This is a genomic window from Mesorhizobium sp. M7A.F.Ca.US.010.02.1.1, assembly GCF_004023085.1.
In the GTDB taxonomy this organism is placed as follows: domain Bacteria; phylum Pseudomonadota; class Alphaproteobacteria; order Rhizobiales; family Rhizobiaceae; genus Mesorhizobium.
In genome coordinates this window covers 82,346-107,786 of sequence record NZ_RZRV01000005.1, presented here as the reverse complement: position 1 = coordinate 107,786, position 25,441 = coordinate 82,346, and the positions used below count along the sequence as shown (strand labels likewise).

Below are 25,441 nucleotides of genomic sequence, written 5' to 3'. Positions count from 1 at the left end.
TGAAAACGATACCGCATCGCAGGCGTCCAACGGCGTCAGTTCAACGGAGAGAACACATGTTCAAATTCACGGGGAAAGTGCTTTCCCTTTCGGCCGCGGCGCTTTTCGCGTCGACGGTGATTTCGTCCGCGGATTCGATGGACGATCTCGTCAAGGCCGCCAAGGCCGAAGGCCAGCTCACCACCATCGCTTTGCCGCATGACTGGTGCGGTTACGGCGACGTCATCGCCGGTTTCAAGGCGAAGTATCCGGAAATCACCGTCAACGAACTCAACCCCGACGCCGGCTCCGGCGACGAGATCGAGGCGATCAAGGCCAACAAGGACAACAAGGGCCCGCAGGCGCCCGACGTCATCGACGTCGGCCTGTCCTTCGGCCCGACCGCCAAGGCCGATGGCCTGATCCAGCCCTACAAGGTGTCGACCTGGGACTCGATCCCCGACAGCGCCAAGGATGCCGAAGGTTTCTGGACCGGCGACTATTACGGCGTGCTTTCCTTCCAGGTGAACAAGGACCTCGTCAAGGAAGCTCCGGCTGACTGGGCCGACCTGCTGAAGCCGGAATTTGCCAACTCGGTAGCCCTTGCCGGTGATCCGCGCGCCTCGAACCAGGCGATCCAGGCGGTTTATGCCGCCGGCCTGTCGTCAGGTGCCGCCGCTGGTGAAGCCGCCGGCACCGCCGGCCTCGACTTCTTCAAGAAGCTCAATGCCGCCGGCAATTTCGTGCCGGTCATCGGCAAGGCCGCGACGCTAGCCCAGGGCCAGACCCCGATCCTCGTCACCTGGGACTACAACGCGCTCGCCGGCCGCGACACGCTGAAGGGCAATCCGCCCGTCGACGTCGTCGTGCCGAAGACCGGTGTTGTCGCCGGTGTCTATGTGCAGGCGATCAGCGCCTACGCGCCGCATCCGAATGCAGCCAAGCTCTGGCTCGAATACCTCTACTCGGACGAAGGCCAGATCGGCTGGCTGAAAGGCTATTGCCACCCGATCCGCTTCAACGATCTCGCCAAGAACGGCAAGATCCCGGCTGACATCCTCGCCAAGCTGCCGCCGGCCGAAGCCTATGCTTCCGCCGTGTTCCCGACGCTTGACGAGCAGGGCAAGTCCAAGGAAGCCATCACCAAGAACTGGGATGCCGTCGTCGGCGCCAACGTCAAGTAACTCACACCATGCCGGGCGGCCTCGCGGCCGCCCGGTCCTTCTCTCGAAGACGGTAGCCGGCGCATGACCGATATCTCATTGTCCGACCACGCTGTTACCGGGAAGACCGCGCCTCCCGCCGAGGCACGCAGCATGCGGCTGCCGACCCAGTGGCTTGGCGTTGCACCGTTCTTCATCTTCGCCATCATGTTCCTCATCCTGCCCACGCTCTATCTGATGCTGGGTGCATTCCAGAACGATGCCGGCGAATTCACTCTCGAAAACATCGCAGCGCTGGCGCAACCGTCCATCGTTGCCGCCTACTGGATTTCTATCAAGATCAGTCTTGCTTCATCGCTGATTGGCGCATTCGCGGGCCTGGCGATTGCCATTGCCATCGTGCGCGGTGGCCTGCCGGACTGGATACGTTCGGCGACACTGACGTTTTCCGGCGTGGCCTCCAATTTTGCCGGCGTGCCGCTGGCCTTTGCCTTCCTCGCCACGCTCGGCCGCCTCGGCCTTGCGACGGTGATCCTGAACACCGTGTTCGGCCTTAACATCTACGCGCATGGCTTCAACATCCTGTCATTCTGGGGCCTGACACTGACCTATGTCTATTTCCAGATACCGCTGATGGTGGTGATCATCGTGCCAGCCATCGACGGGCTGAAGAAGGAATGGGGCGAGGCAGCCGCGACGCTGGGCGCGACCATGTCCCAGTACTGGCGCATGGTGGTCATTCCGGTGATCTGGCCGAGTTTCCTCGGCACCGTGATCCTGTTGTTCGCCAACGCCTTCGGCGCCATCGCCACCGCCTATGCGCTGACCGGCTCGTCGCTCAACATCGTGCCGATCCTGCTTTATGCACAGATCCGTGGAGATGTGCTGCACAATGCCCATCTCGGCTATGCCATCGCCTTCGGCATGATCGTCATCACCGGTCTTGCCAATGTGTTCTACATCTGGTTCCGGACCCGTTCCGAGAGGTGGCTGAAATGAAGTCGGGAAAGTTCTGGGCCTGGCTCGTCTTCGCTCTTGGCGCGGCCTACTTTTTCATCCCGCTGATCGCGACCGTGGAGTTCTCGATGCGCATGCGGCGCGGGGAGTACTCCTTCGACGCCTACAAGGTCGTGTTGGGCGACGCCCGTTTCCAGGCCACCTTCGGCTATTCGGTACTGGCCGCCGTTTTCACCATCATTCTCGGTGTGCTGATCGTGGTGCCCGCCGCTTATTGGATCCGGCTTCGGCTGCCGCAATTGCGGCCGATCGTCGAGTTCATTACCCTGCTGCCGCTGGTTATCCCAGCCATCGTCATCGTCTTCGGCTACATCAGAATGTACGGGTCGAATTCGCCGCTGCCGTTTCTGGCGACCGATACAGGCACCAATGCCTTGTTGGTCATCGGCTATGCGACACTGGCGCTGCCCTATATGTATCGCGCCGTCGACACCGGGCTTCGCACAATCGACGTGCGCACTTTGACGGAAGCGGCCCAGATCCTTGGGGCTGGCTGGGGCACCATCATCACCCGTGTCATCCTGCCCAACGTGCTGATCGCGGTGCTCTCGGGCGCCTTCCTCACCTTCGCCATCGTCATCGGCGAATTCACCATGGCCAGCCTGCTCAACCGGCCTGCCTTCGGCCCTTATCTGCAGAATATTGGTGCCAACCGCGCCTATGAGCCGGCGGCACTTGCCATCATCGCCTTCGCCATCACCTGGGGCTGCATGTCGCTGATCCAGATACTGTCCCGCTTCGCGCCGAGATCCGCGAACCGTCCCAACTGATCGAAAAGTACTGATCGAAAGAAGAACGCCATGGCCGACCCCTTCCTCTCCATCCAGCACGTTCGAAAATCCTTCGGCGCCACCACGGTCGTGGAGGATTTCAATCTTGACGTCGAGCGTGGTGAATTCGTCTCCTTCCTCGGTCCGTCCGGTTGCGGCAAGACCACCGTGTTGCGCATGGTCGCCGGTTTCGAGGAGCCGAGCGCGGGCACGATCGTCGTCGGCGGCAAGGACATTACGAGGCTGAAGCCCAACCAGCGCAATGTCGGCATGGTGTTCCAGGCCTATGCGCTGTTCCCGAACCTGACCGTGGCGCAGAATATCGGCTTCGGCCTGAAGGTCGCCGGCATGCCGAGGGCCGATATCGATGCCCGCGTCGCCGAGATGCTCGGCATCATCAAGCTGCCGCAGATGGCGGATCGCTATCCCTACCAGCTCTCGGGCGGCCAGCAGCAACGCATCGCGCTGGCCCGCGCCATCGCGCCGAAGCCGAAGCTCTTGCTGCTCGACGAGCCGCTGTCGGCGCTCGATGCCAAGGTGCGTGTGTCGCTGCGCGAGGAAATCCGCTCGATCCAGAAGAAGCTCGGCATCACAACCATTTTCGTGACGCACGACCAGGAAGAGGCGCTGTCGATCTCCGACCGCATCGCCGTCATGTATGGCGGGAAGGCCGAGCAGGTCGGCACGCCGTTCGAGATCTACAACCGCCCGGCGACCAAGTTTGTCGCCAATTTCGTCGGCACGCTGAACGTGCTGGAAGGCACCGTCACCGATGCGGCTGCAGGCACGGTGCGGGTCAATTCCGAACAGGTCTCGCTTAAGGGCAAGCTCAACGGTTCCAAGTCAGGCGACACGCTGTCGCTGGCGTTGCGGCCTGAGGCAATCTCGCTCGGACGACAGCCCGGCCGCGATTCCAGCCTTTCGGGAGAGATATCCGAGGTGCATTTCCTCGGCTCGGTCATCCGGGTTCGTGTCGGCATCGGCGGCAACACGGTCTCGCTCGACACCTTCAACAGCCCGGCGACACCGCCCCCCGCAGTCGGTGAAAAGGCCGAGATCTCGTTCTCGTCGAGCGATATGCTGGTGCTTCACTAGGCTGATGCGCTTGTTCAAAATGAATGGCTGCATCCCGGTCTGCGAAGACGGGAGGATGCTTCCGTCCGCGTGGCATGGGCTGCAATGCAGGGTTTAAGCGAGCCCTCTATCGGTGATTCGATGTCAGTGCGGTCGGCGCATTTGTCGATTTGGCAGGGCATCGGCGGAAGGCAATTCGAGGCATATTCCCATCGGCTCGAGCTTGCTGGCCAATCAACAGTTTCCAGCCGCTTTGCCACTGCCAGCGTCTCGCTTCCCGGCTATAACAGGCCATGGCGCTTTTCGAACTGACACTCGTTCTGCTGTTGATCGCCGTTGCGCTGACGGCGCTGTCGCGGCGCGTGCAGGTTCCCTATCCCTCTTTGCTGGCGCTGGCAGGGGTGGCCATCGCCTTCGTGCCTGGCGTCCCGACCATAGAGATCGATCCGGAACTGGCGCTAGCCCTGTTCATCGCGCCGGTGCTGCTCGATGCCGCCTATGATACCTCGCTGCGCGATCTCAACCGCTACAGGGTGCCGCTTGTGCTGCTGGCGCTTGGCGCCGTCCTTTTCACGACAGCGACGGTTGCGCTGGCCGGCTGGGCGATGGCAGGCCTGCCGATCGCCGCAGCCATAGCGCTTGGCGCCATCGTGGCGCCGCCCGATGCGGTTGCGGCATCGGCCGTGCTTGGCCAGTTCAAGGTGCCGCACCGCATCACTGCCATTCTGCAGGGCGAGAGCCTGCTCAACGACGCCACCGCGTTGCTGATTTACCGGATGGCGATTTCGGCGGCAGCAGGTTCCATTCTGCTGAGCAGCGCCGTTCCTATGATCCTGCTGTCGACGCTCGGCAGTCTTGCGGCCGGCTACCTGCTTGGCCGGGTGTCCCTGATGACACTGGGCCGGATCGAGGACCCGGCGAGCGGCACTGTGGTGCAATTTGCCGGCACATTCGGAGTCTGGATCCTGGCCGACAGGCTCGGCCTTTCGGCCATCATCACCATCGTCGTCTATGCCATGACCATCGCGCGCACAGCGCCGCGCCGCATGCCGGCCAGAAACCGCATCAGCTCTTATTCGGTCTGGGAAACGGCGGTCTTCGTCCTCAATGTGCTGGCCTTCGTGCTGATGGGCCTGCAGGCGCGTACGATCGTCGGCCGGCTTGCCGGGCAGGGGCAAACCGATGCGTTCGTCCTGGCCGGAACAGTGCTTGCCATCGTCATCGTCTCACGCCTGATCTGGGTGCTGGCCTGCGGCGCGATCATCAGGTGGTTTGACCGTTTCGGCGTAGCTGGTCGTCAGCATGACGCTCCGTCGTTTCGGGGCGGCGTGCTGATCGGCTGGTGCGGGATGCGCGGTTTGGTGACGCTTGCGGCGGCATTCGCCCTGCCGGCTGAATTCCCGGCCCGCGACCCGATCGTGCTCGCTGCCTTCACGGTCGTGCTCGGCACGCTGGTGCTGCAAGGCATGAGCCTGAAGCCGCTGCTGCGCCTGCTAAATCTCGACCCTGACGAAACGGTCGACCGCGAGGTTGCGCAGGCACGCGTCGTGGTCATGCAGGCCGCGCTCGACATATTGGGCGGCAAGACATCGGACGCGGCGGCCGCGGTGCGCGAGCAATATGCCGCTCAACGCAAGATCGCCAAAAATCCCGACGATGCCCAGGCAGCGACCGAATATGACCGCTTGCGTCTTTATGCGATCAAGAGCCAGCGCGACGCGCTGGAGGAATTGCGCCGCAACGGGACGATTGGCGACGAAGCCTATCATCGCCTTGAGGAAGAGATCGACTGGACCGAACTGGCGGCGTCGCCACCCGGCCGGTTCCAGCCGCTGAATACATAAGGCATCGCACGCCGTTTTCCGGCGCACGGAAGATACCGAAGTGCTTCGGGATCGGTGCATGATCCCGGTGAAGCAAGGCTGGTCCAAGCCACGTCCATTCTCCTGCACATTGCAACCGTGGCATCGAACCGCTACTGCCAACACGAAATTGAGCCGGATAAGCAATGAAGCTGGTCAGCTACAACATCCAGTACGGGTTCGGCGGCGACGGCCGCTACGATCTTTCGCGCGCCGCGCGCATCGTTGCCGGCGCCGACATCATTGCGCTTCAAGAGGTGGAGCGGAATTGGCAGCGCAGCAATTTCGATGATCAGCCGGAGCTGCTTTCCCGTCTGCTGCCCGAACATCACTGGGTTTACGGCCCGGCCTTCGACATGGATGCCAGCGAAAGGCGCGACGGCCGTCTGGTCAATCGGCGCCGCCAGTTCGGCACCATGGTGCTGTCGAAACTGCCGATCGTCTGGTCGCGGCTGCATGCGCTGCCGATGCGCCGCACGCAGCGGCCGCTCAACACCCGCAACGCCGCGCTTGAATGCATGATCCGCACGCCGGCAGGGCCGGTGCGGGTGTTGTCGCTGCATCTCGCCCACATCGCGGCCGAGGAGCGGCTGGAGCAGATCGACTATCTCTTGGCCGAGCATCGCCGGGCACCGTCCGATGGCGGGCCGTGGAGCGGCGTCGACGACGAGCCCACGCGCAACTGGACCAGCGGCGAAGCGGAACCGGAAAACCCGCTGGCGGCGATCTGGATGGGTGATTTCAACATGGAGCCGGGCAGCGCCGAATATCGCCGCATCGTCGGCAGCACGCCCTACCATCGGGGTGCCGCCTATCTTGATGGTTTCGTCGATGCCGCCGCCGTTGCCGGGGAGCCGGTTCCGGACTTCCACACCCATGTGAAGACCATCGACGGCAAGCTGGCAAAGCGCCGGCTCGACCATTGTTTCGTCGGCGGCATGTTCGCCGGGCGGGTGCGTTCGATCAGTGCCGACATCGGCGAGGTTGCGTCGGATCATTTTCCGCTGCGGGTCGACATCGACCTGGAAACGCCCGGAATTGCCACATGACGCTTTTCGTCTTCTTCGCAGTGCTTGCCGCCGCCGCCATGCACGCGATCTGGAACGCGCTGGTCAAGGTCCATCTCGACCGCTTCCTGTCGATCACGCTGATGACGCTCGGCATGGGCGCTGCGGCCCTCGTGGTGCTGCCTTTCGTCGAAGTGCCGAAGGCGGAAGTGTGGCCCTACATCATCGCCTCGGTCATTTTCCACATGGGCTACCGGACGTTCCTGATCGGCGCCTACAAGGCCGGCGATTTCGCACAGACCTATCCGCTGGCGCGGGGCACAGCACCTCTGCTCTCGGCCTTTGGAGGCATGTTCGTCGTTGCCGAAATCCCCGGCCCGTTCGCCATGCTCGGCATCTTCCTGTTGTCGGCCGGCACGCTGGTGATGTCGTTTCGCGGCGGCGCGCATCTGGAGAAGCTCAATCTGCGCGCGGTCGGCTTCGCGCTGGGCACCTCTATCTTCATCGCCAGCTACACGCTGTCCGACGGTAGCGGCGCGCGGCTGGCGGCAACCGCGCAGAGCTATGCAGCCTGGCTGTTCATCTGCGATGCTTTTGGCGCCTTGGTGCTGTGCCTCATCTTCCGCGGGCCGAAGGCGCTGCCGGTGCTGGCGCGCGACTGGAAGGCAGGGCTGTTCACCGGCGTGCTCAGCGGTGCCGCCTACTGGATCGTCATGTGGGCGATGACCAAGGCGCCGATCGCTTCGGTGGCATCGCTGCGTGAAACCTCGATCCTGTTTGCCATGATGATCTCGGTCTTCGCTCTCGGCGAAAAAATGACCGGCTGGCGCGGTGCTGCCGCGCTCAGCATCGTGGCCGGCGTCGTCGCGCTGAGGCTTGGTTAGGCGCCGCTCAGGTCAGGACCGTCATCACCTGGCCACGTCGTTCCGGGCTGAAGCGGATGACGATGATGATGCAGACGGCGACCACGCCTGCGAACAGCGCCAGGGCATAGCCATAGCTGCCTCCGGCGCTTTCAGCGATTCCTGCTTGATAGGGGCCGCCATAGGACGCGGCGAGATTGCCCGCCTGATAGATAAAGCCGGGCAAGGTCGCCCGCACCGCGCCGGGCGAAAGCTCGTTGAGGTGCACGGGGATGACGCCCCAGGCACCCTGGACCGCGACCTGCATGACGAAGGCGCCGATGGCGAGCATGAACGGCGTGGTCGAGTAGGCCCATAGCGGGATGGACGGCAAGGCGATCAGGCATGCCAGCGTGATGGCGTTGACGCGGCCGATCTTCTCCGACAGCGCGCCGAAGGCCAGGCCGCCGACGATGGCGCCGATATTGGCGACAATGGTGATCCAGCTCACCGTATGCGGATCGAAGCCATGCTGCTTCTTCAGGAAGGTCGGATAAAGATCCTGCGTGCCATGGCTGAAGAAATTGAAGAACATCATCAGCACGACGGCATAGAGCGCGACGCCCCAGTGTTTCTGCAGGGTTTCCCACATGCCCGGTCTCGCGGTCTTCTGCGCTTCGACGAAGGCCGGCGATTCCGGCACATGCGAGCGGATGAAGAGCACGATCAGCGCCGGCACGAAGCTGAGCAGGAACATGGCACGCCAGCCGATCGTGTAGCCGCCGATCGTCTGCTGATAGAGCAGACCATAGACCACCGCCGCCAGCAGATAGCCGGCCGGATAGCCGCATTGCAGGATGCCGGAGACCATGCCGCGTGCGCTCGGCGGAATGGACTCCATGGCCAGCGAACTGCCAAGCCCCCATTCGCCGCCCATGGCGATGCCGAACAAAGCACGCAGGGCGAGGAACATGCCGAGATTGGGCGAGAAGGCGGCCAGCGCGCCAATCACCGAATAGCTGACGATGTTGAGCATGAGGATCGGCTTGCGCCCGTATTTGTCGGCAAGCATGCCGAAGAAGAACGCGCCGATGAAGCGTGTCGCCAAGGTCAGGAACAGCGCCTTGGAGACCGCGGGCACGTCGGCGTGGAATTCGGTCGCGATATCGGTGAGCAGGAATGTCAGAAGGAAGAAATCGAAAGCATCGAGCGTCCAGCCCAGGAATGAGGCAAGGACGGTCTTCTTCTGCTGCGAATTAAGGGGCAAATCTTCCTCCATCATCATCGATGGGGGGAATTATCGGCCAGTTCAGGGAAGACCGGTGGTCACGTTTTCGCGTGGCTCATTTGATCGAACGCCCGCAGGAATGGCGGAAGGTGCGATGAGACCGACCGGTGCCATCTGTCGATGAACTCGATCGTGGCTTGAGGGTAGGTTTAGATTTCGAGATCAAACACCAGCAGTCCGTCCGTGCCGCCTTCCAGGGCAGCGACCAGGCGCGCGCCGGCGCGCTGGTGCGCTTCATGCACAAGATAGGCATCGCGCGCGGCAGCATCGCGGAAATCGATGGTGAAGCCGTGGGTGAAGCCGCGTGCGAACGGCTCCGGGCTGACATTGGCGCTGAATTTTACTGCGTCCATGCCGTCGATCACCTGTCGCAGCGCCTCGAGATCGGCATGGATCGCCGTGCGCTCGGTGGCGTCGACATCGTTGCGCAGCTTGACGAAAACACAGTGCCTGATCATGTCTTACTCCTCAGTGGCTAAGCAGCCCGGTTTCCGGAAAACACCGCCGGCGGCAGCGGCTCGCGGCCAAGGACCAGGTCGGCGCCCTTTTCACCGACCATGATGGTCGGCGCATTGGTGTTGGATGAAGGCACGCGCGGCATCACCGAGGCGTCGCAGACGCGCAGGCCCTCGATGCCGCGCAGCCGCAGATCCGGCGTCACGACAGCCATATCATCATGGCCCATGCGGCAGGTGCCGACCGGATGGTGGTCGGTCTTGGAACTGCGGCAGGCATAGTCGAACAGCTCGTCGTCGCTGGCGAGTGACGGGCCGGGCAGCACCTCGCGCAGCACGTAAGGGGCAAGCGCCTTCTGCCGCATGATCTCGCGGGCCAGCCGCAGCCCCTTGATCGACATGGCGCGGTCATAGGGATCGGACCAATAGTTCGGATCGATCAGCGGGTGGTCGGCCGGGTCGGCACTCTTCAGCCGCACCGTGCCGCGCGAACGCGGACGCAGGAAAGCCGAGTTCAGGGTGACGCCAGGGTTTTTCAGCTTCTCGACGCCGGCTTCGATGCCGGAACCCAAGCCGAGATGAAACTGGATGTCGGGCGAGGCGGCGGTCGGGTCGGCGTACCAGAAGCCGCCGGTCTCGAACAGGCTGGAGGCCACCGGCCCTTTCTTCAGCAGCAGATACTGCAGGCCGGCCCAGGCCGTGCGGTGCAGCTTGGCGTAGTTGTCATAGGTGTGATCGCCCGTACATTCGGCGATGACGAACAGATCAAGATGGTCCTGCATGTTGGAGCCGACGCCGGGCAGGTCGTGCACCGGCGTGACGCCGACCGACTTCAGATGGTCGGCGGGGCCGATGCCCGACTGCATCAAGAGTTTCGGCGAGCCGATGGCGCCGGACGAGACGATCACCTCGCGCTCGGCGCGCAGGATTTTCTTCTCGCCGCCCGGTCTGTCGACAATTTCGACGCCGATGGCGCGGCCCTTCTGGACGACGATGCGCGTCACCAGCACATCGGTTCGGACGGTCAGGTTCTTGCGGGCGCGGATCGGCCTCAAATAGGCGACTGAAGCGGACGAGCGCCGGGCATCCTTCTGGGTCAGCTGGTAATAGCCGACGCCTTCTTGGGCAGCGCCGTTGAAGTCCGGGTTGAAGGGGATGCCCATCTGCTGCCCGGCACGGAAATAGGCCTCGCAGATCGGCAGCGGCGCAATCGGGTTCGAGACGCCGAGCGGGCCCTGGTCACCGTGAAAATCGTTGGCGTAGCGCTGGTTGTTCTCAGCGCGCTTGAAATAGGGCAATACATCGCGATAGCCCCAGCCGGCGAGGCCTTCTTCCTTCTCCCAGTCGTCGTAGTCGCGGGCGTTGCCGCGCGTGTAGATCTGGGCATTGATGGACGAGCCGCCGCCGACCACCTTAGCCTGCGTGTACCAGAAGACGCGGTCCTTCATATGACTCTGCGGCACGGTCGACCAGCCCCAGGAAGCAATACCCTTGGTCATCTTGGCAAAGCCGGCAGGCATGTGGATATAGGGATGCCAGTCCTTGCCGCCGGCTTCCAGCAGCAGGACCGAATTTGCCGGATCCTCGCTCAATCGGTTGGCCAGAACGCAGCCGGCCGGACCGGCGCCCACGATGATGTAGTCGGTCATGACACTGTCCACTTATAGTCGCGGCACGGAGAGGGCGCCATCGACATTGATGATCGAGCCGGTCGAAAAGCCGAGCCTGCCGCCGGCGAGCGTCGCCACCACCGCACCGATGTCCGATGCTTCGCCCCAGCGTTTGGCCGGCACCAGTCCACTGTCGATGAGGGCATCGTATTTGGCGGTCACGCCTGAAGTCATGTCGGTGCGGATGATGCCGGGCCGCACCTCGAACACGCCGATGTTTTCGGGCGCCAACCGCAGCGCCAGGTTCTTCACCCACATCGAAAGCCCGGCTTTCGAGATGCAGTAATCCGGTCGCTCCGACGATGCCATTTCGGCGCTGACCGAGGTGATGGTGATGATCGACCTCTGGTGATCGCCTGGCGCAGCCAGCATCGCCTTGGCGACGGCCTGGCTGAGGAAGACGGTGCCGCGCAGATTGATGCCCAGCGTGCGGTCGAAATTCTCCGGCTTGAGGTCCAAGAGGTCACCGCGCACCACGGCGCCGATGCCGGCATTGTTGACCAGGCAGTCGATACGGCCGAAGGCGCGCATCGCGGCATCGACAAGTGCGGTGTGGCTGGCGAGATCGGCGATGTCGCAACGGACATAGGCGAACTTCGCGCCACGCTTGGTGATGTCGGTGGCAAGTCCATCAGCGGCTGTTTCGGCAAGATCTGCGATCAGAATATCGAAGCCGACATCCGCCAACGCCTGGGCGCAGGCAAGGCCGATGCCGCGCGCGCCGCCGGTGACGATGGCGGAGGGGCGGGTCATGCGGCGAGGTCCGTCTTATGGATGTGATCGGCGACACGCAGCGCCTGCGCGGCGATCGACAATGCCGGATTGACCGCCGCCGAGTTCGGCAGGAAGCCGGCGTCAACGACAAACAGGTTCCGGTGATCGAATGAGCGGCAGAACGGATCGAGCGCCGCCGTCGCCGGATCGTCGCCCATCTTTATCGTGCCGCATTGGTGCGACGGCGTGCGCTTGTCGAAGGGGCGCGAGAGAACGATGGGATAACCGCAGGCGCGGAAGTTTTCGCGCATCACCTTGGTCAGCCCGTCGAGCGATTGCATGTTGGAGCGCCGCCATTGCATGACGATGTCCTTGCCATCAACCATGATGCGGCTTTCGGGATCCGGCAGGTCCTCGCACATCAGGTACCAGTCGACGGCGTGGCCGGCCATGAAATCAAGCGCGAATTTTGGCGTGTACCTGACATTGGCCTGCAGCATGTTGCCGTCGATCTTGCCGAGCAGCTGGACGTTGCCGAGCGGCTTGCCGCCCTTGCCGCCGGACAGGTAATAGTCGTTCAGCATCAGCGTCTTCTGGTACACGGCATCGTTGCGGCGGCGCGGGTCGATCGCCAGCATGGCGCTCGAATTGTGGTTCATGAAATTGCGGCCGACCTGGTCGGACCGGTTGGCCAGGCCTTTGCCATCAGGAGAGGGCGAGCGCAGCAGGATGACTGCGGAATTGACCGCGCCGGCTGAGAGGATGACCAGCTTCGGTGATACTTTCTTCAACTCGCCATTCTGGCGGTAGTGAATGGCTGATATCGTCGTGCCGTCCGCCGAGGCTTCGAGATATTCGACGCAAGCGCCAGTCTCGAGCCGAATGTTCTGGTCGGTCAGCGCCGCCGTCAGCGGACCGGTCTGCGCGTCGACCTTGCCCTGGCCGGTGTTCGGGAAAGCATCCCAGCCGGTCTTGCCCTCTTTCAGCCAGGTGTCGATGTCGACACCGAGCGGCAGCGAGGCCGGATGCAGGCCAAGGTTTTTCAGCTCGGCGCGGGCGCGGGCGATGGGCGCCTCGTCAGGCACCGGCTTGTAGGCGTAGGGGATCGAATGGAACGGCTCGGTCGGATCCTCGCCCAGCGTGCCGCGCACGCGAAACAGCTGTTCGGCTTTCGAATACCAGGGCTCGAATTCCTCATAGGAAAACGGCCATGCCGGCGAGACGCCGCCAAAGTGCTCCATGGCGGCGAAATCTTCCTTGCGGTAGCGGATCAGCACCGCGCCATAGAACTTCGAATTGCCGCCGACATAGTAGTAATTGCCGGGGTTGAAGGCGGCACCACCGGCCTCACGCCACATCTCCTTCGGCCTGTAATGGCCGTCGACAAAGATCGAGCGTGTGTCGCGCGCGTGCGGTGTCGCCGGCAACGGCTCGCCGCGTTCCAGCATCAGGATCGAGGCGCCGCTGCCGGCAAGGCCGGAGGCGATCGTGGCGCCGCCGATGCCGGAGCCGATGATGACGATGTCCGGATTTGTCATGGCCTAAATCGCGTCCCGACGCGCTTTAGTTTCTTGTTTTGATGCATGTCGTTGCCCCAAAACCGGATCCACTTTTGGGCGACATACATTAGCGAATACGGGTCTCGGTCGCCGGATCGAAGAACACCGCCTTGGTCAGGTTGAAGGCGAGCGGCGTGTTGGTGCCCGGCTGGATGTTGGCGTCGGCGCGCAGCCGCGCCACCACGCCCTTGCCGCCGAGATTGGTGACGGCGAAGGTATCCGAGCCGGCCGGTTCGACGACCTCGATGTGACAGTCTGCGGTTGCGATGTGCGAGGCGTTGCGCTCGGCACCTTCCGGATCGGTCAGGGCTTCGGGGCGGACACCGAAGATGATCGGCTTGCCCTGGAATGCCGACAGGCCCGCCGGCGCATTGGCCATCGGCAGCGAGATCGGCTCGCGCGCCTCGCGCTGCAGCACGACCGACAGCGCATTGCCTGACGTGCCGATGGTCGCCGGGATCAGGTTCATCGCCGGCGAGCCCATGAAATCGGCGACGAAGAGATTGCTCGGATTGTTGTAAATTTCGGCCGGCGTACCGAACTGCTGCACCTCGCCATCCCGCATGACCGCGATCTTAGTGGCCAGCGTCATCGCCTCGATCTGGTCGTGCGTGACGTAGACGATGGTGGTGCCGGTGGTGGCGTGCAGGCGCTTGATTTCGATGCGCATGTCGACGCGCAGCTTGGCGTCGAGGTTGGACAATGGCTCGTCGAAAAGGAACAGTTTTGGGTCGCGTACCAGCGCCCGGCCCATGGCGACGCGCTGGCGCTGACCGCCCGAAAGCTGGCTCGGCTTGCGCTGCAGCAGATGACCGATCTGCAGCACCTTCGCCACCTTGTCGATGGCCTTCTGGCGCTCCGCCGCCGGCACGCCGCGCATCTCCATGCCGAAGGAGATGTTTCCGGCCACCGTCATGTTGGGGTAGAGCGCGTAGCTCTGGAAAACCATGGCGATGTCGCGCTTGGAGGGATGCAGATCGTTGATCGTGCGGCCATCGACGCGGATTTCGCCCGAGGTGATCGTCTCCAGGCCGGCGATGGTGTTGAGCAACGTCGACTTGCCGCAGCCGGAAGGGCCGACCAGCACCAGGAAGCCGCCTTTCTCGAGTTCGAGATCGATCCCTTTGAGGATCTCGACCTGGCCGAAGCGCTTTCTCAGACCATCAATTTCCAGAAAAGCCATCACATCATCCTTTGACGGCGCCAGCCATGAGACCACGCACGAAATAGCGGCCGGCGAGCACATAGACGAGAAGGGTGGGCAGTGCCGCGATCATCGCGGCGGCCATGTTGACGTTGTATTCGACGACGCCGGTCGACGTGTTGACGACGTTGTTGAGCGCCACCGTCATCGGCATCGCGTCGCCGGTGCCGGCGTAAGCCGAGGCGAACAGGAAGTCGTTCCAGATGTTGGTGAACTGGTAGATCACCGTGACGACGAAGATCGGCATCGAATTCGGCAGCATGATGCGGCGGAAGATCTGGAAGAACGAGGCGCCGTCGACCTGTGCCGCCTTGACCAGTTCGGTCGGGAACGCCTCATAGTAGTTGCGGAAGAACAGCGTGGTGAAGCCGATGCCGTAGACGACGTGGACGAAGACGAGGTTGACCGTCGGGTTGCCGAGGCCAAAGCTGGTTCCCGTTGCATTCTGCAGCGTGACGCCGAAGCGGCCGAGGCTGCCGAGGATGGTCGCCATCGGCAGCAGCACCGACTGGAACGGGATGAAGCAGGCGAACAGCATCAGCCCGAACACCAGCGTTGCCCCGCGAAAACGCCACTTGGTCAGCACGTAGCCGTTGAGCGCGCCGAGCATCGTCGAGATCAGCACGGCCGGGACCACCATTTTGATGGAGTTCCAGAAATAGCCCTTGATGCCGGCGCAGGTGAGGCCGACGCAGGTCTCGCCCCAGGCCTTCAGCCACGGATCGAAGGTCGGCGCCGTGGGCAGCGCCAGCATGTTGCCGTTCTGGATCTCGTCCATGGTCTTGAACGAGGTCACCAGCATGACGAACAGCGGCATCAGATAAAATAGCGCAAACAGCGCCAGCAGCCCGTAGATGACGATACGGTTGAGGATCTTGACGTTGACGCCGCCGGAGGCCTGGCGGGCGGGGGTGGTGACGGCGCTCATCGCGGCTTCTCCCGCAGTTCCGAATAGAGATAGGGCACGATGATGGCGACGATGGTCATCAGCATGATCACCGCACTTGCCGAGCCGACGGCCATCTCGTTGCGCTTGAACGTGTACTCATACATGAAGTTGGAGGGCAGCCAGGCCGAGCCGCCGGGGCCGCCGCTGGTCAGCGCCACGACCAGATCGTAGGACTTGATGGCGAGGTGCGCGAGCACGATGAAGGCTGACAGGAAGATCGGCCTCAGCAGCGGAATGACGATGCGGCGGTAGAGCTGGAAGGTGGTGGCGCCGTCGATCTGCGCCGCCTTCATGATCTCGCCGTCGATGCCGCGCAGGCCGGCCAGGAACATCGCCATGATGAAGCCGGAGGCCTGCCAGACGCCGGCAATGACCACCGTGTAGATGACGAAATCCTTGTTCTTGATCCAGTCGAAATGGAAGCTCGTCCAGCCCCATTGATGCAAGGTCTGCTCGAGGCCGAGGCCGGGATCGAGGAACCATTTCCAGGCGACGCCGGTGACGATGAAGGACAGCGCCATCGGGTAGAGATAGATCGGCCTCAACACGCCTTCGCCGCGGATCTTCTGGTCGAGCAGGATGGCCAGGAACAGGCCGAGCGCCAGGCAGATGAAGATGTAGAGAAAGCCGAAGATACCCATATTGGTGATCGACGTGTACCAGCTCGAGGGCGGGTCGGTGTCGAAGGTCCAGCCCCACAGTCGCTGATAGGCGCGCGAGCCGGTGATGACATAGGATGGAAAGGTCTTGGAATTGGTGAAGGACAAATAGATCGTCCACAGGATGAAGCCGTAGACGAAGACGATGGTGATGGCAAAGCTGGGCGCCAGCACGATCTTCGGCAATGCGTCCTGCAGGCGTGAGCGCACCGAGGCGCGTGGCCGCGCATGCTCCGGCGTCAGCTTGATCTGGCTTGTCGCTACCGTGCTCATGGGGCTCCTCCCGTCGACTCGCGGCCAACCAGCTTCGCGGATCTAAGTTCGCGGATCTGGGCCTTCCCCGCCGGAGCGGGGAAGGGGTTTTTGGCGCGTGGCGCTTACTTGGCGTCGTCGATCGCCTTGACCAGCTCGGTCACGGCCTCGTCCGAGGTCTTGATCTGACCATGGACGAATTTGGAGACGACATCCTTGTAGGCATTGGCGACCGCCGGAGGCGCGCCATAGCCCTGGGCCAGCGATCCGAACAGCGTGCCGCCTTCGTTGGCTGCCTTCAGGTCGGCGATGCCCTTTTTTCCGCAAGCGTCGAAGTCGGTGTCCGGAACGTCGGTACGGGCGGGGACCGAACCCTTGACGACGTTGAAGGCCGACTGGAAGCTCTTCGACAGGGTGGCGGTGGCCAGCGCGACCTGGGCGGCCTTGCGGTCTTCCGGAACGTTGAACATGCCGAACATGTCGGAGTTGTAGATCACCGAGCCGTCGGTGCCCGGGAAGCGATAGCAGAGGAAGTCGGTGCCCGGCGTTTTCTTGGCGGCGTTGAACTCGCCCTTGGCCCAATCGCCCATGACCTGCACCAGAGCATCGCCCTTGATGACCATGGCGGTGGCAAGGTTCCAGTCGCGGCCCGAGAAGTTGGGGTCGACATAGGTGACGAGCTTGGCCAGATTGTCGAACGACTTCTTCATCGTGTCGGACTTCAGGGACTCGTCATCGAGGTCGTTGAAGGCCTTCTTGTAGAACTCGGGTCCGCCGGTCGACAGCACGACCGAGTCGAACATCGTGGCTTCCTGCCAGTTCTGGCCGCCGAGAGCGAGCGGGATCACCCCTGCCGCCTTGGCCTTGTCGAGCAGAGCAATGAAGTCGTCGAAGGTCTTCGGCTCGGTGCCGCCGATCTTGTCCAGGACGGCCTTGTTGATCCACAGCCAGTTGACCGAGTGAACGTTGACCGGAGCCGCGACCCACTTGCCCTCATAGACCGAAAACTTCTGCAGGGCTGCCGGAACGGACTTGTCCCAGCCTTCCTTCTTCGCCGTCTCGGTCAGGTCGCCCATGACGCCGGCGGCGGCGTAGTCGAGCACGGTGTAGCCGAGCATCTGCGAGGCCGTCGGATAATTGCCGGCCGCGACCATCGCCTTCAGCGCGGTCATGGCCGCGTCGCCGCCGCCGCCGGCCACCGGCACGTCCTTCCAGGCATAGCCTTCCTTGGCCAGATCGCCCTTGAGGACGTTGAGAGCAGCCGCTTCGCCGCCCGACGTCCACCAATGCAGCATCTGGACTTCCTTGACGTCCTCGGCATGGGCCGCGAAAGCCAGGCCCGACGCGAGAGCCGTTCCGATAAGCAGTTTGCGCAACATGTACTTCCTCCCTTGTTGCATTACACGACCGGTGGAAGCCCACCGGGTTCTTCTCAACTCAGCCGACCCACCACCCGGTGCGCTGGCCGCGATGAAACTGGATTGTCTTTTCCTCGGTATAGTCCTCGACGGCGCGTTTGCCGAGTTCGCGTCCGAGACCGGACTGCTTGTAGCCTCCGAAAGGCAGCTCGGGATAACCTTCCATGAACGTGTTCACCCAAACGGTTCCCGAACGCACCCCACGCGCCACCGACATGCAGGTGTCGATGCTGGCGCTCCACACGCCCGCCGACAAACCATAAGGCGTGTCGTTGGCGATGTGCAACGCCTTTTCAATCGATTCAAATGTCAGCACCGAGAGCACCGGGCCGAATACTTCTTCGCGGGCGATGGCCATATCCTCGGTGACGCCGCGAATGATGGTGGGATCGAGATATTGGCCGACATTGGAGGCCAATTGCTTGCCTCCGCTATAGACGCTGCTGCCCTCGGCCGCGGCTGCCGTGACGTACCCTGCCACCTTGGCTAGGTGGTCTGACGAGATCATCGCGCCGACTTTGGTTTGGTCATCGAGCGGATCGCCGACCGTAACCCTGGCGGTAAGCGCCTTGACGGCGCTGAGAAAATCGTCGGCGATCGCCTCGTGCACGATCAGCCGGCTGCCGGCATTGCAGCACTCGCCGGCATTGAAGAAGCCGCCGAACACCGCCGCATCGGCGGCCGCTTCGAGGTCGGCGTCCGGGAAGACGACCTGACCGTTCTTGCCGCCGAGCTCCATCGAAACTTTCTTCAGCGATAGCGCGGCGGACGCCATGGTCATCTTGCCGACGCGGGTCGAGCCGGTGAACGAGACCATGTCGACCAGGGGATGGCTGACCATCGGCGCGCCGACGTCGGCGCCAAGCCCGGCCAGGATGTTGACGACGCCGGGCGGGAGGCCGGCCTGCAGCAGGATATCGCCGAGCACAAAGGTCGAGGCCGAGGTCATTTCGCTCGGCTTGACCACCGCCGTGCAGCCGGCGGCGAGCGCGAAAGGCAGTTTCTGGCTGACGATCAGGAACGGGAAATTCCACGGCGTGATGATCGAGACGACGCCGATCGGCTCGCGCAGCACGACGCCCAGCATGGCATCGCCGAGATTGGCATAGCTTTCGCCGTGCAGCGTGCGGGCGAGCGAGGCGGCGTAGCGCCAGATATCGACGGCGCCGCCAATCTCACCGCGCGCCTGGGCGATCGGCTTGCCGGATTCCAGTGCATCGAGCCGGGCGATCTCTTCCAGCCGGCCCTCGATCAGGTCAGCCGCCTTGAGCAGGATCGCGGCACGCTCAGCTGCCTTCATGCGCGGCCATGGTCCGGTCTCGAACGCCTTGTGGGCGGCCTGCACAGCGGCTTCCACTTCGGCCTCGCCGGCCTGCGCGTAGTGCGAGACGGTGAAGCCGTGGCCGGGGCTATTTCGAGCAATCGTGCGGCCGTCGCGGGCATCGACATGCTTGCCGTCGATCAGCAGTCTGTACGCTTTCGGTGCCGCAGCCGCCTCGGCCGGCATGGCGATCTTGAGGGGGGCGTTCATCTGTTTTCCTCTAGGATCTCGAAAAGGCTGGCTTCTGCTTGGCCTTGAAGGCATCGACGCCGGCCTTGAGATCTCCGGTCAGGGCGATGAAGCCGCTGGCCAGCGCTTCGGTGGCGGCGGCACTTTCCTCGCCTTCGGCGACCGCGATCATCAGCTTGGCGGCTTCGGTCGCCAGCGGGCCGCGCTCGGCGATCTTTTCCGCCCACGCCCTTGCTTCGTCGTATGCCTTGCCAGTCGCGACCACCCGGTCGACGATGCCCAGAGCGAGTGCCTCGGGGGCGAGAAAGATCTCGCCGCCGAGCGCCATGCGGCGCACCGTCTGCGCGCCGAAGCGGCGCACGGCGCGCTGCGTGCCTGACCAGCCGGGCACGACACCGATCGAAGTTTCAGGGAAGCCCAGTTTCACTTGTGTTTCCGCCACGCGGAAGTCGCAAGCCACAGCCAACTCCAGGCCGCCGCCCAGCGCATGGCCGGACAGGACGGCGATGGTCGGCTGCCGCAGCCGCGCCAAGCGGTCGAAGACGCGGTGGCCATAGCGCACCCATTGCACCTGGAAATCGGCGGCACTCATCCGCGCCCACGCCTCGACATCGCCGCCGGCGCAGAAGCCCTTGCCTTCGCCACGGATGAGCACGACGCGCACGCCGTCGGCCGCTTCCGCTTCGTCGAGCGCTGTTTCGAGCGCGCGAAGCATGGGGATATCCAGTGCGTTGAATTTCTCCGGCCGGCGCAGCGTGACGATGCCGAGGGCGCCATCCTGTTTGAAGGTGACGAGAGGCTCAGCCATGCGCGCCTCCGAGCGAGGCGCCGCCATTCAGTGACAGGCCTATCGGTTGCTCCTGATAGAGGGCTGCCGGTGTCGTCTTGAGGTCCTTGGCAACGCCCAACGGGATTTCCGACTGCGCCAGCACATCGCGCTGTAGATCGATGCCGGGTGCGAGTTCTGTGACGACCAGGCCCTCCGGCGTGAGCCTCATCACGCAGCGCTCGGTGACATAGGTGATGTCCTGCCCCTGCGCGACCGCGCGCTTCCCCGAAAACGAGATGTGCTCGACCTCGTTGACCACCTTCTTGACCTTGCCCTCCTGCTCGATGCGGATACCGCCATCGGCCAGAGACAGCTTGGCGCCGGCGTTGAAGAAGCCGGAGAAGACGATCTTCCTCGCCCGTGCGGTGATGTCGACAAAGCCGCCGGCGCCGGCGGTGACATGCGGGCGCGCCGAAAGCTTCGAGACATTGACCGAGCCATGGCGATCGATCTGCAGGAAGGACAGCAGCGAAGCGTCGAAGCCGCCGGCCTGGAAATAGATGAACTGGTGCGGCGAGGGCATGAAGGCGTCGGCGTTCGACGAACAGCCGAATTTGAAGTCGAGCAGCGGCACGCCGCCGACCGCGCCCTGTTCGATCACCCAGGTAATCTTGCCGTGCTGTCCTTCCTCGAGAAGGATACGAGGGACATTGGCGGAAATACCGAAGCCGATGTTGACGGCCATGCCGTCGCGCAACTCCATGGCGACGCGGCGCGCGATCACTTTCTGGACGTTCATCTCCGGCGTGCGGAAGCTCGACAGCGGCCGGAAAATTTCTCCGGAGATGGCCGGGTCATAGGGTGTCAGCGTCGTCTGCAACTGGTCGGGCGCGACGACGATGTGGTCGACCAGGACGCCTGGCACGCGCACATCATGCGGTTTCAGCGTGCCGTTTTCGACGACGCGCTTGACCTGCGCGATAACGATGCCGCCATTGTTGCGGGCGGCGAGTGCCTGTTCGAGGCCGCCGAGATAGGCACCCTCATGCTCATAGGTGAGGTTGCCGCGCTCGTCGGCTGACGTGGCGCGGATGATCGAGACCTGCGGCACGATGGAGCGGAAATAGAGCCATTCCTCGCCGTCGAACTGCTGCACCGAAACGATCGGCTCGCTGGCGGCGGCGTTCATGGCGCAGCCCTGGTGGCGCGGGTCGGCGAAGGTGTCGAGACCGACCTTGGTCAGCACGCCCGGCCGCTTGGCGGCCGCTTCGCGGTGCATGTCGAACAGGATGCCGGACGGCACGTTGTAGGCGGCGACCGAATTGTCGCCGATCATCTTCCAGATCTGCGGCGGTTCGGAAGAGGAGGGGCCGGACGGGTAGGAGCCGCACAAAGTACGCTTCAGCAGGCCGGGCTTGGCCAGATGGTCGATGCCTTTGATGCCGTACATGTCGCCGGCGGCGATCGGGTGAAGTGTGGTGATATTTTTTGGGTGGCCTTCCCCATCGAAGCGTTCGCCGATCGCGGCAAGCACCGCGTCCGGACAGCCGAGACCGCTCGACGACGACACGGATACGACCATGCCGTCCTTGATCAGGCCCGCTGCCTGCGCTGCCGAAACGACCTTGCTCAATTCATGCTCCCCGAACCGGCCGTCCTGTTTCGGGTGCGGCGATCCGGGCCACAGCTTTCCCTGACGACCAGATTGACCGCGCCGATATGGTCCTCGGCCCGCGTGGTGCGCGACTGGATCATTTTCAGCATGACATGGGCGGCGCGTTCGCCGAGGCCGGCCGAGTCCACCGCGACGCTGGTCAGCGCCGGCATGTAATGCTCGGCCTCGGCCACGTCGTCGAAACCGACGATGGCGAAATCAGTTCCCGGCTCAAGCCTACGCTTGCGCAGCGCCAGCATGGCGCCAAAGGCGACAGCGTCGTTGAAGCAGAGCGCCGCGGTCGGCGGCTCAGCCATAGCGAGAGCGGTTTCCAGGCACGCTATACCACCTCTGCGGCTGGTCTCGCCCTCGACGACCAGTGCGTCGCGGGCGGCGATGCCCTGCGTCTCGCAGGCTTCGCGAAATCCGCCAAGCCGCTCGTGATAGACCACCAGGTCGGACGAGCCGCCGAAGAAGACCAGCCGGCGATGTCCCTTGCCGATCAGATGAGCGGTGGCGAGATAGGCGCCGCGATGATTATCGGGCGCGATCACGGGGATGCGGCTTTCCGGTAGCCGGCGCATGGCGAAGACCACCGGCAGGCCCGCCGTCTCGATCCTACGGAAGGCGCCCGGCGTCGTGCCGCGAGCCGGCGACACGATGAGACCGGCGACGCCTTGCTCCATCAACGACTTCAGCACTTCTTCCTGGCGCACCGGATTTTCCGCCGTGTTGGCGATGAACGGCACGATACCGGCCGACTGGAAGACGCGTTCCATGCCAACCGCCAGCTCTGCGAAGAAAGGATTGGTGAGATCGTTGATGACCATGCCGATGACGTTGGAGTGCGCCTTGCGCAGATTGGCGGCGCCGCGGTTGTAGACGTAACCGACATCCTCGATCGCCTTGCGCACCTTGCTCGCTGTTTCGGGCCGGATCAGCCCGCTGCCCTGGAGCACGAGCGATACCGTCGATTTGGACACGCCTGCTTCGCGGGCGATGTCGAATATCGTTGCCTTGGCCCGGTTGGCCATCCAGATGCATCCTCCCCGAGTGCAGCTCAAAAGTATTGGAACGTTCTAATCTCTGCTCCGCTCGTGAGTCAATCGGGATTTTTCCAGCGCCTCGAACATCGATTGTGCGTACTCAAATGGCATGCCCTGTAAGGCTTTTTTGTTGCAATGCAGCATTCTCTTCTGCGGGGGCGTGCGAATCTTAAAGGTTCTTGATTTATTGGAACGTTCCATTTAGTAGCGTTTCGAAGGGAGAGATGGATGGACATTTCCTTGCCTGGTGAAGGTGGCGGCAGCACCCGCTACACGCTGATCGGCGAACCCGTGCAGCCGATGGTCGGCGCGCGATTTTCGCGTATCGCCTATGCCGCCGCGCACATCGTTGCCGATCCGCTCGCCATGACCGATCCGTGGTCCAGGCCGGTGGTCGACTGGGACAGGACGATGGCGTTCCGTCACCATCTGTGGCGGCTGGGCTTCCGCATCGCCGAAGCGATGGACACGTCGCAGCGCGGCATGGGCTTCGACTGGGCAAACGCACAGGAATTGATCCGCCGTTCGATCGCCGAGGCGCGCACCGTCGATGGCGCCGATCTCGCCTCGGGTGCCGGCACCGACCATCTGGCGCCCGCCGCTGCCAGGACGCTCGACGATGTAATCAGCGCCTATGAGCAGCAGTTCGCTTTCATCGAAGGGCTCGGCGGCAACGCGATCATGATGGCCAGCCGGGCGCTCGCGGCGACAGCCAAGGGCCCGGATGACTATGTGCGTGTTTACGACCGAATTCTCGGCCAGGTCTCCGGCAAGGTCATCCTGCACTGGCTGGGCGACATGTTCGATCCGGCGCTCAGGGGCTATTGGGGCAGCAGCGATTTCGAGGCCGCGCTCGACACCGTGGTTGCCATCATCGAACGCCACGCCGGCAAGGTCGAAGGGATAAAAATCTCATTGCTCGATGCCGGCAAGGAAGTTGCGCTCAGGAACCGGCTGCCGGACGGCGTCGTCATGTTCACTGGCGACGATTTCAATTATCCCGAACTGATCGCCGGCGACGGCAGGAAGCACTCGCACGCACTGCTCGGTATTTTCGACGCGATTGCGCCGGTCGCCAACGCAGCGCTGGCGAAACTGGCGGAAGGTGACCGCGCCGGCTATGACGCGTTGATGGCGCCGACCGTGCCGCTATCGCGAAAAATCTTCGAAGCGCCGACCGAATATTATAAGGCCGGCATCGTCTTCATGGCCTGGCTGAATGGTAATCAGGACCATTTTGCGATGATCGGCGGCATGCAGTCGGCGCGCGGCATCCGTCACTATGCCGACGTGTTCCGCCTTGCCGACCAGGCAGGTTTGCTCGCCGATCCCGATCTGGCGGTAGCCAGAATGAAGAGCCTTTGCACCGTCGCGGGCATCTGAAGCGCAGAAAGGCTGACCGGTCGAAGAGGACGCGTCGCCACGCGATTGCTGCGCCAGCCCAGGCGTCTCCGCTGTCGAACGACCGCGAGGGTGGTTATCGCCGTCGTCACCAATTTTCTTGTGAACCAATTTCTCTCGAGGCGCGACCAAGCGATGTGTCCAAACATGGTCCATCAAGGAGAACGTCTGATGTTTACTGTTTCAAGAAACGTCCTTTTGGCCGCCATCGCCGTTTCGGTGCTGGCCGGCTGCAAGACAACCGCTCCCAGGGAATGCGACAAGCTGAAGCCTGGCGTCACCTACAACGGCAAATGCTGCGGTCTCGGAGAGCCTTGTCGCGAAGGCAAGGGCGGCACGCCGGACAGGCCGGGAAATACGCCTGATCCAGAGCCGCAATGATCTGATCGAGTGCGGCCCGTTCCGGTCAAACGCCGGGACGGGCGCGTTGCGCTCGAAAAACTCGCCAGTGTCCAGCTTCCCTTGGGCGAACGAAAATTGTCCAGCTCGGGCGAGCGGGCCAGGATGCCGATTCAAGTCTGATCGTCTGGTTGGATGGTGGGCGTGACAGGGATTGAACCTGTGACCCCTGCAATGTCAATGCAGTGCTCTCCCGCTGAGCTACACGCCCATCCGAAGCCGCGCATACACCATTTTTGATCCAGCGCGTCAATAGCAGGAAAAAGGAAAGAAGGCGTCGTCTCGCCGCAGTGGCGAAGAGGTGCGGCGCCTTGCCTAGAAAACGGCTCAGGCCGCCTGCAGCATCTTCTCGACCTCGTTGACGAGGTCACGCAGATGGAACGGTTTCGACAGCACCTTGGCGTCTTTCGGCGCCTTGGAATCAGGGTTCAGCGCAACGGCGGCGAAACCGGTGATGAACATGACTTTCAAATCAGGATCGATCTCTGTGGCGCGGCGCGCCAGTTCGATGCCGTCCATCTCCGGCATGACGATGTCGGTCAACAGCAGCGAGAACGGTTCCTCGCGCAGCCGCTCATAGGCGCTGGCGCCATTGTCGAAATCGCTGACCTGGTAACCGGCGCGCTCCAGCGCCTTGACGAGGAACCGACGCATATCGTCGTCGTCTTCCGCCAGAAGAATGCGTGCCATGATATCCCGTCCGAATCACCCGCCCGAGATTGCCGTTGGGCAAGCCCGTTAACCATCCTGTATATGAGGAGGTGAGGGTAAACATCAAGT

General features: G+C 63.1%; 23 protein-coding genes and 1 tRNA gene. 9 read left to right on the top strand and 15 right to left on the bottom strand.

What is annotated here, in order from left to right:
- Positions 1-56 precede the first annotated feature (56 nt).
- The 7 genes from EOA19_RS07125 (at position 57) to EOA19_RS07095 (ending at position 7,756) form a co-directional block, all read left to right on the top strand.
- Positions 57-1,163 carry an ABC transporter substrate-binding protein gene (locus tag EOA19_RS07125; protein ID WP_128303143.1) on the top strand — a complete coding sequence of 369 codons (1,107 nt, stop codon included), beginning with the start codon at positions 57-59 and terminating at the stop codon, positions 1,161-1,163.
- Between the two features lie 63 nt (positions 1,164-1,226).
- Positions 1,227-2,141 (top strand): ABC transporter permease subunit, encoded by a 915-nt coding sequence (locus EOA19_RS07120; RefSeq protein WP_023810098.1) that lies wholly within the window; start codon positions 1,227-1,229, stop codon positions 2,139-2,141.
- On the top strand, positions 2,138-2,929 hold the full coding sequence (locus EOA19_RS07115) for an ABC transporter permease (protein WP_023759707.1): 792 nt from the start codon (positions 2,138-2,140) through the stop codon (positions 2,927-2,929). The genes EOA19_RS07120 and EOA19_RS07115 overlap by 4 nt, the downstream gene beginning before the upstream one ends.
- A gap of 30 nt (positions 2,930-2,959) precedes the next feature.
- Entirely contained in the window at positions 2,960-4,024 is a 1,065-nt protein-coding gene (locus EOA19_RS07110; RefSeq protein ID WP_023810097.1) for an ABC transporter ATP-binding protein, read from the top strand.
- Positions 4,025-4,296: 272 nt separating this feature from the next.
- Positions 4,297-5,847, top strand: a complete 1,551-nt coding sequence (locus EOA19_RS07105; RefSeq protein WP_128303142.1) for a sodium:proton antiporter — start codon at positions 4,297-4,299, stop codon at positions 5,845-5,847.
- Positions 5,848-6,011: 164 nt separating this feature from the next.
- Positions 6,012-6,914 carry an endonuclease/exonuclease/phosphatase family protein gene (locus EOA19_RS07100; protein ID WP_128303141.1) on the top strand — a complete coding sequence of 301 codons (903 nt, stop codon included), beginning with the start codon at positions 6,012-6,014 and terminating at the stop codon, positions 6,912-6,914.
- A complete protein-coding gene (locus EOA19_RS07095; protein ID WP_013529691.1) occupies positions 6,911-7,756 on the top strand; it encodes an EamA family transporter in 846 nt (281 codons plus the stop codon). Before EOA19_RS07100 ends, EOA19_RS07095 begins: the two co-directional genes overlap by 4 nt.
- A 7-nt stretch (positions 7,757-7,763) precedes the next feature.
- Here the strand turns inward: EOA19_RS07095 and EOA19_RS07090 are convergent, their stop codons facing one another.
- The 13 genes from EOA19_RS07090 to EOA19_RS07025 all read right to left on the bottom strand — a co-directional run bounded on the left by EOA19_RS07090 (position 7,764) and on the right by EOA19_RS07025 (position 22,849).
- Positions 7,764-8,981: an MFS transporter gene (locus tag EOA19_RS07090; protein WP_164892876.1), complete on the bottom strand. Its 1,218-nt coding sequence runs from the start codon at positions 8,979-8,981 to the stop codon at positions 7,764-7,766.
- Positions 8,982-9,151: 170 nt separating this feature from the next.
- Entirely contained in the window at positions 9,152-9,460 is a 309-nt protein-coding gene (locus tag EOA19_RS07085; RefSeq protein WP_023810093.1) for a Dabb family protein, read from the bottom strand.
- 17 nt (positions 9,461-9,477) lie between these two features.
- Positions 9,478-11,106, bottom strand: coding sequence for a choline dehydrogenase (locus tag EOA19_RS07080; protein WP_023810092.1), 1,629 nt, complete (start codon positions 11,104-11,106; stop codon positions 9,478-9,480).
- Positions 11,107-11,118: 12 nt separating this feature from the next.
- Complete coding sequence (locus EOA19_RS07075; protein ID WP_128303139.1) at positions 11,119-11,880, bottom strand: 3-ketoacyl-ACP reductase; 762 nt, start codon at positions 11,878-11,880, stop codon at positions 11,119-11,121.
- Positions 11,877-13,379, bottom strand: coding sequence for a GMC family oxidoreductase (locus EOA19_RS07070; RefSeq protein ID WP_128303138.1), 1,503 nt, complete (start codon positions 13,377-13,379; stop codon positions 11,877-11,879). The genes EOA19_RS07075 and EOA19_RS07070 overlap by 4 nt, the downstream gene beginning before the upstream one ends.
- Before the next feature lie 88 nt (positions 13,380-13,467).
- Positions 13,468-14,583 carry an ABC transporter ATP-binding protein gene (locus tag EOA19_RS07060; RefSeq protein WP_128303137.1) on the bottom strand — a complete coding sequence of 372 codons (1,116 nt, stop codon included), beginning with the start codon at positions 14,581-14,583 and terminating at the stop codon, positions 13,468-13,470.
- A gap of 4 nt (positions 14,584-14,587) precedes the next feature.
- Positions 14,588-15,532: a carbohydrate ABC transporter permease gene (locus EOA19_RS07055; RefSeq protein WP_128303136.1), complete on the bottom strand. Its 945-nt coding sequence runs from the start codon at positions 15,530-15,532 to the stop codon at positions 14,588-14,590.
- Positions 15,529-16,485: a sugar ABC transporter permease gene (locus tag EOA19_RS07050; RefSeq protein ID WP_127290550.1), complete on the bottom strand. Its 957-nt coding sequence runs from the start codon at positions 16,483-16,485 to the stop codon at positions 15,529-15,531. Before EOA19_RS07050 ends, EOA19_RS07055 begins: the two co-directional genes overlap by 4 nt.
- Before the next feature lie 104 nt (positions 16,486-16,589).
- Positions 16,590-17,843, bottom strand: a complete 1,254-nt coding sequence (locus EOA19_RS07045; RefSeq protein WP_128303135.1) for an ABC transporter substrate-binding protein — start codon at positions 17,841-17,843, stop codon at positions 16,590-16,592.
- Between the two features lie 58 nt (positions 17,844-17,901).
- On the bottom strand, positions 17,902-19,413 hold the full coding sequence (locus EOA19_RS07040; RefSeq protein WP_128303134.1) for an aldehyde dehydrogenase family protein: 1,512 nt from the start codon (positions 19,411-19,413) through the stop codon (positions 17,902-17,904).
- Between the two features lie 10 nt (positions 19,414-19,423).
- Entirely contained in the window at positions 19,424-20,200 is a 777-nt protein-coding gene (locus tag EOA19_RS07035) for an enoyl-CoA hydratase/isomerase family protein (RefSeq protein WP_128303133.1), read from the bottom strand.
- Positions 20,193-21,794: an acyl CoA:acetate/3-ketoacid CoA transferase gene (locus tag EOA19_RS07030; protein WP_128303132.1), complete on the bottom strand. Its 1,602-nt coding sequence runs from the start codon at positions 21,792-21,794 to the stop codon at positions 20,193-20,195. Before EOA19_RS07030 ends, EOA19_RS07035 begins: the two co-directional genes overlap by 8 nt.
- Positions 21,791-22,849: a LacI family DNA-binding transcriptional regulator gene (locus EOA19_RS07025; RefSeq protein ID WP_023810081.1), complete on the bottom strand. Its 1,059-nt coding sequence runs from the start codon at positions 22,847-22,849 to the stop codon at positions 21,791-21,793. The genes EOA19_RS07030 and EOA19_RS07025 overlap by 4 nt, the downstream gene beginning before the upstream one ends.
- A 240-nt stretch (positions 22,850-23,089) precedes the next feature.
- On the opposite strand from EOA19_RS07025, the gene EOA19_RS07020 reads away from it, so the two are divergent.
- Together EOA19_RS07020 and EOA19_RS07015 are read left to right on the top strand one after the other, a co-directional pair.
- Entirely contained in the window at positions 23,090-24,244 is a 1,155-nt protein-coding gene (locus EOA19_RS07020) for a dihydrodipicolinate synthase family protein (RefSeq protein WP_128303131.1), read from the top strand.
- 189 nt (positions 24,245-24,433) lie between these two features.
- Positions 24,434-24,643, top strand: a complete 210-nt coding sequence (locus tag EOA19_RS07015; RefSeq protein WP_128303130.1) for a hypothetical protein — start codon at positions 24,434-24,436, stop codon at positions 24,641-24,643.
- Between the two features lie 154 nt (positions 24,644-24,797).
- Here EOA19_RS07015 and EOA19_RS07010 read toward each other — a convergent pair.
- Together EOA19_RS07010 and EOA19_RS07005 are read right to left on the bottom strand one after the other, a co-directional pair.
- Positions 24,798-24,872: transfer RNA gene (locus EOA19_RS07010), tRNA-Val, on the bottom strand.
- Between the two features lie 116 nt (positions 24,873-24,988).
- Positions 24,989-25,351, bottom strand: coding sequence for a response regulator (locus tag EOA19_RS07005; RefSeq protein ID WP_006199474.1), 363 nt, complete (start codon positions 25,349-25,351; stop codon positions 24,989-24,991).
- Between the last annotated feature and the right edge of the window lie 90 nt (positions 25,352-25,441).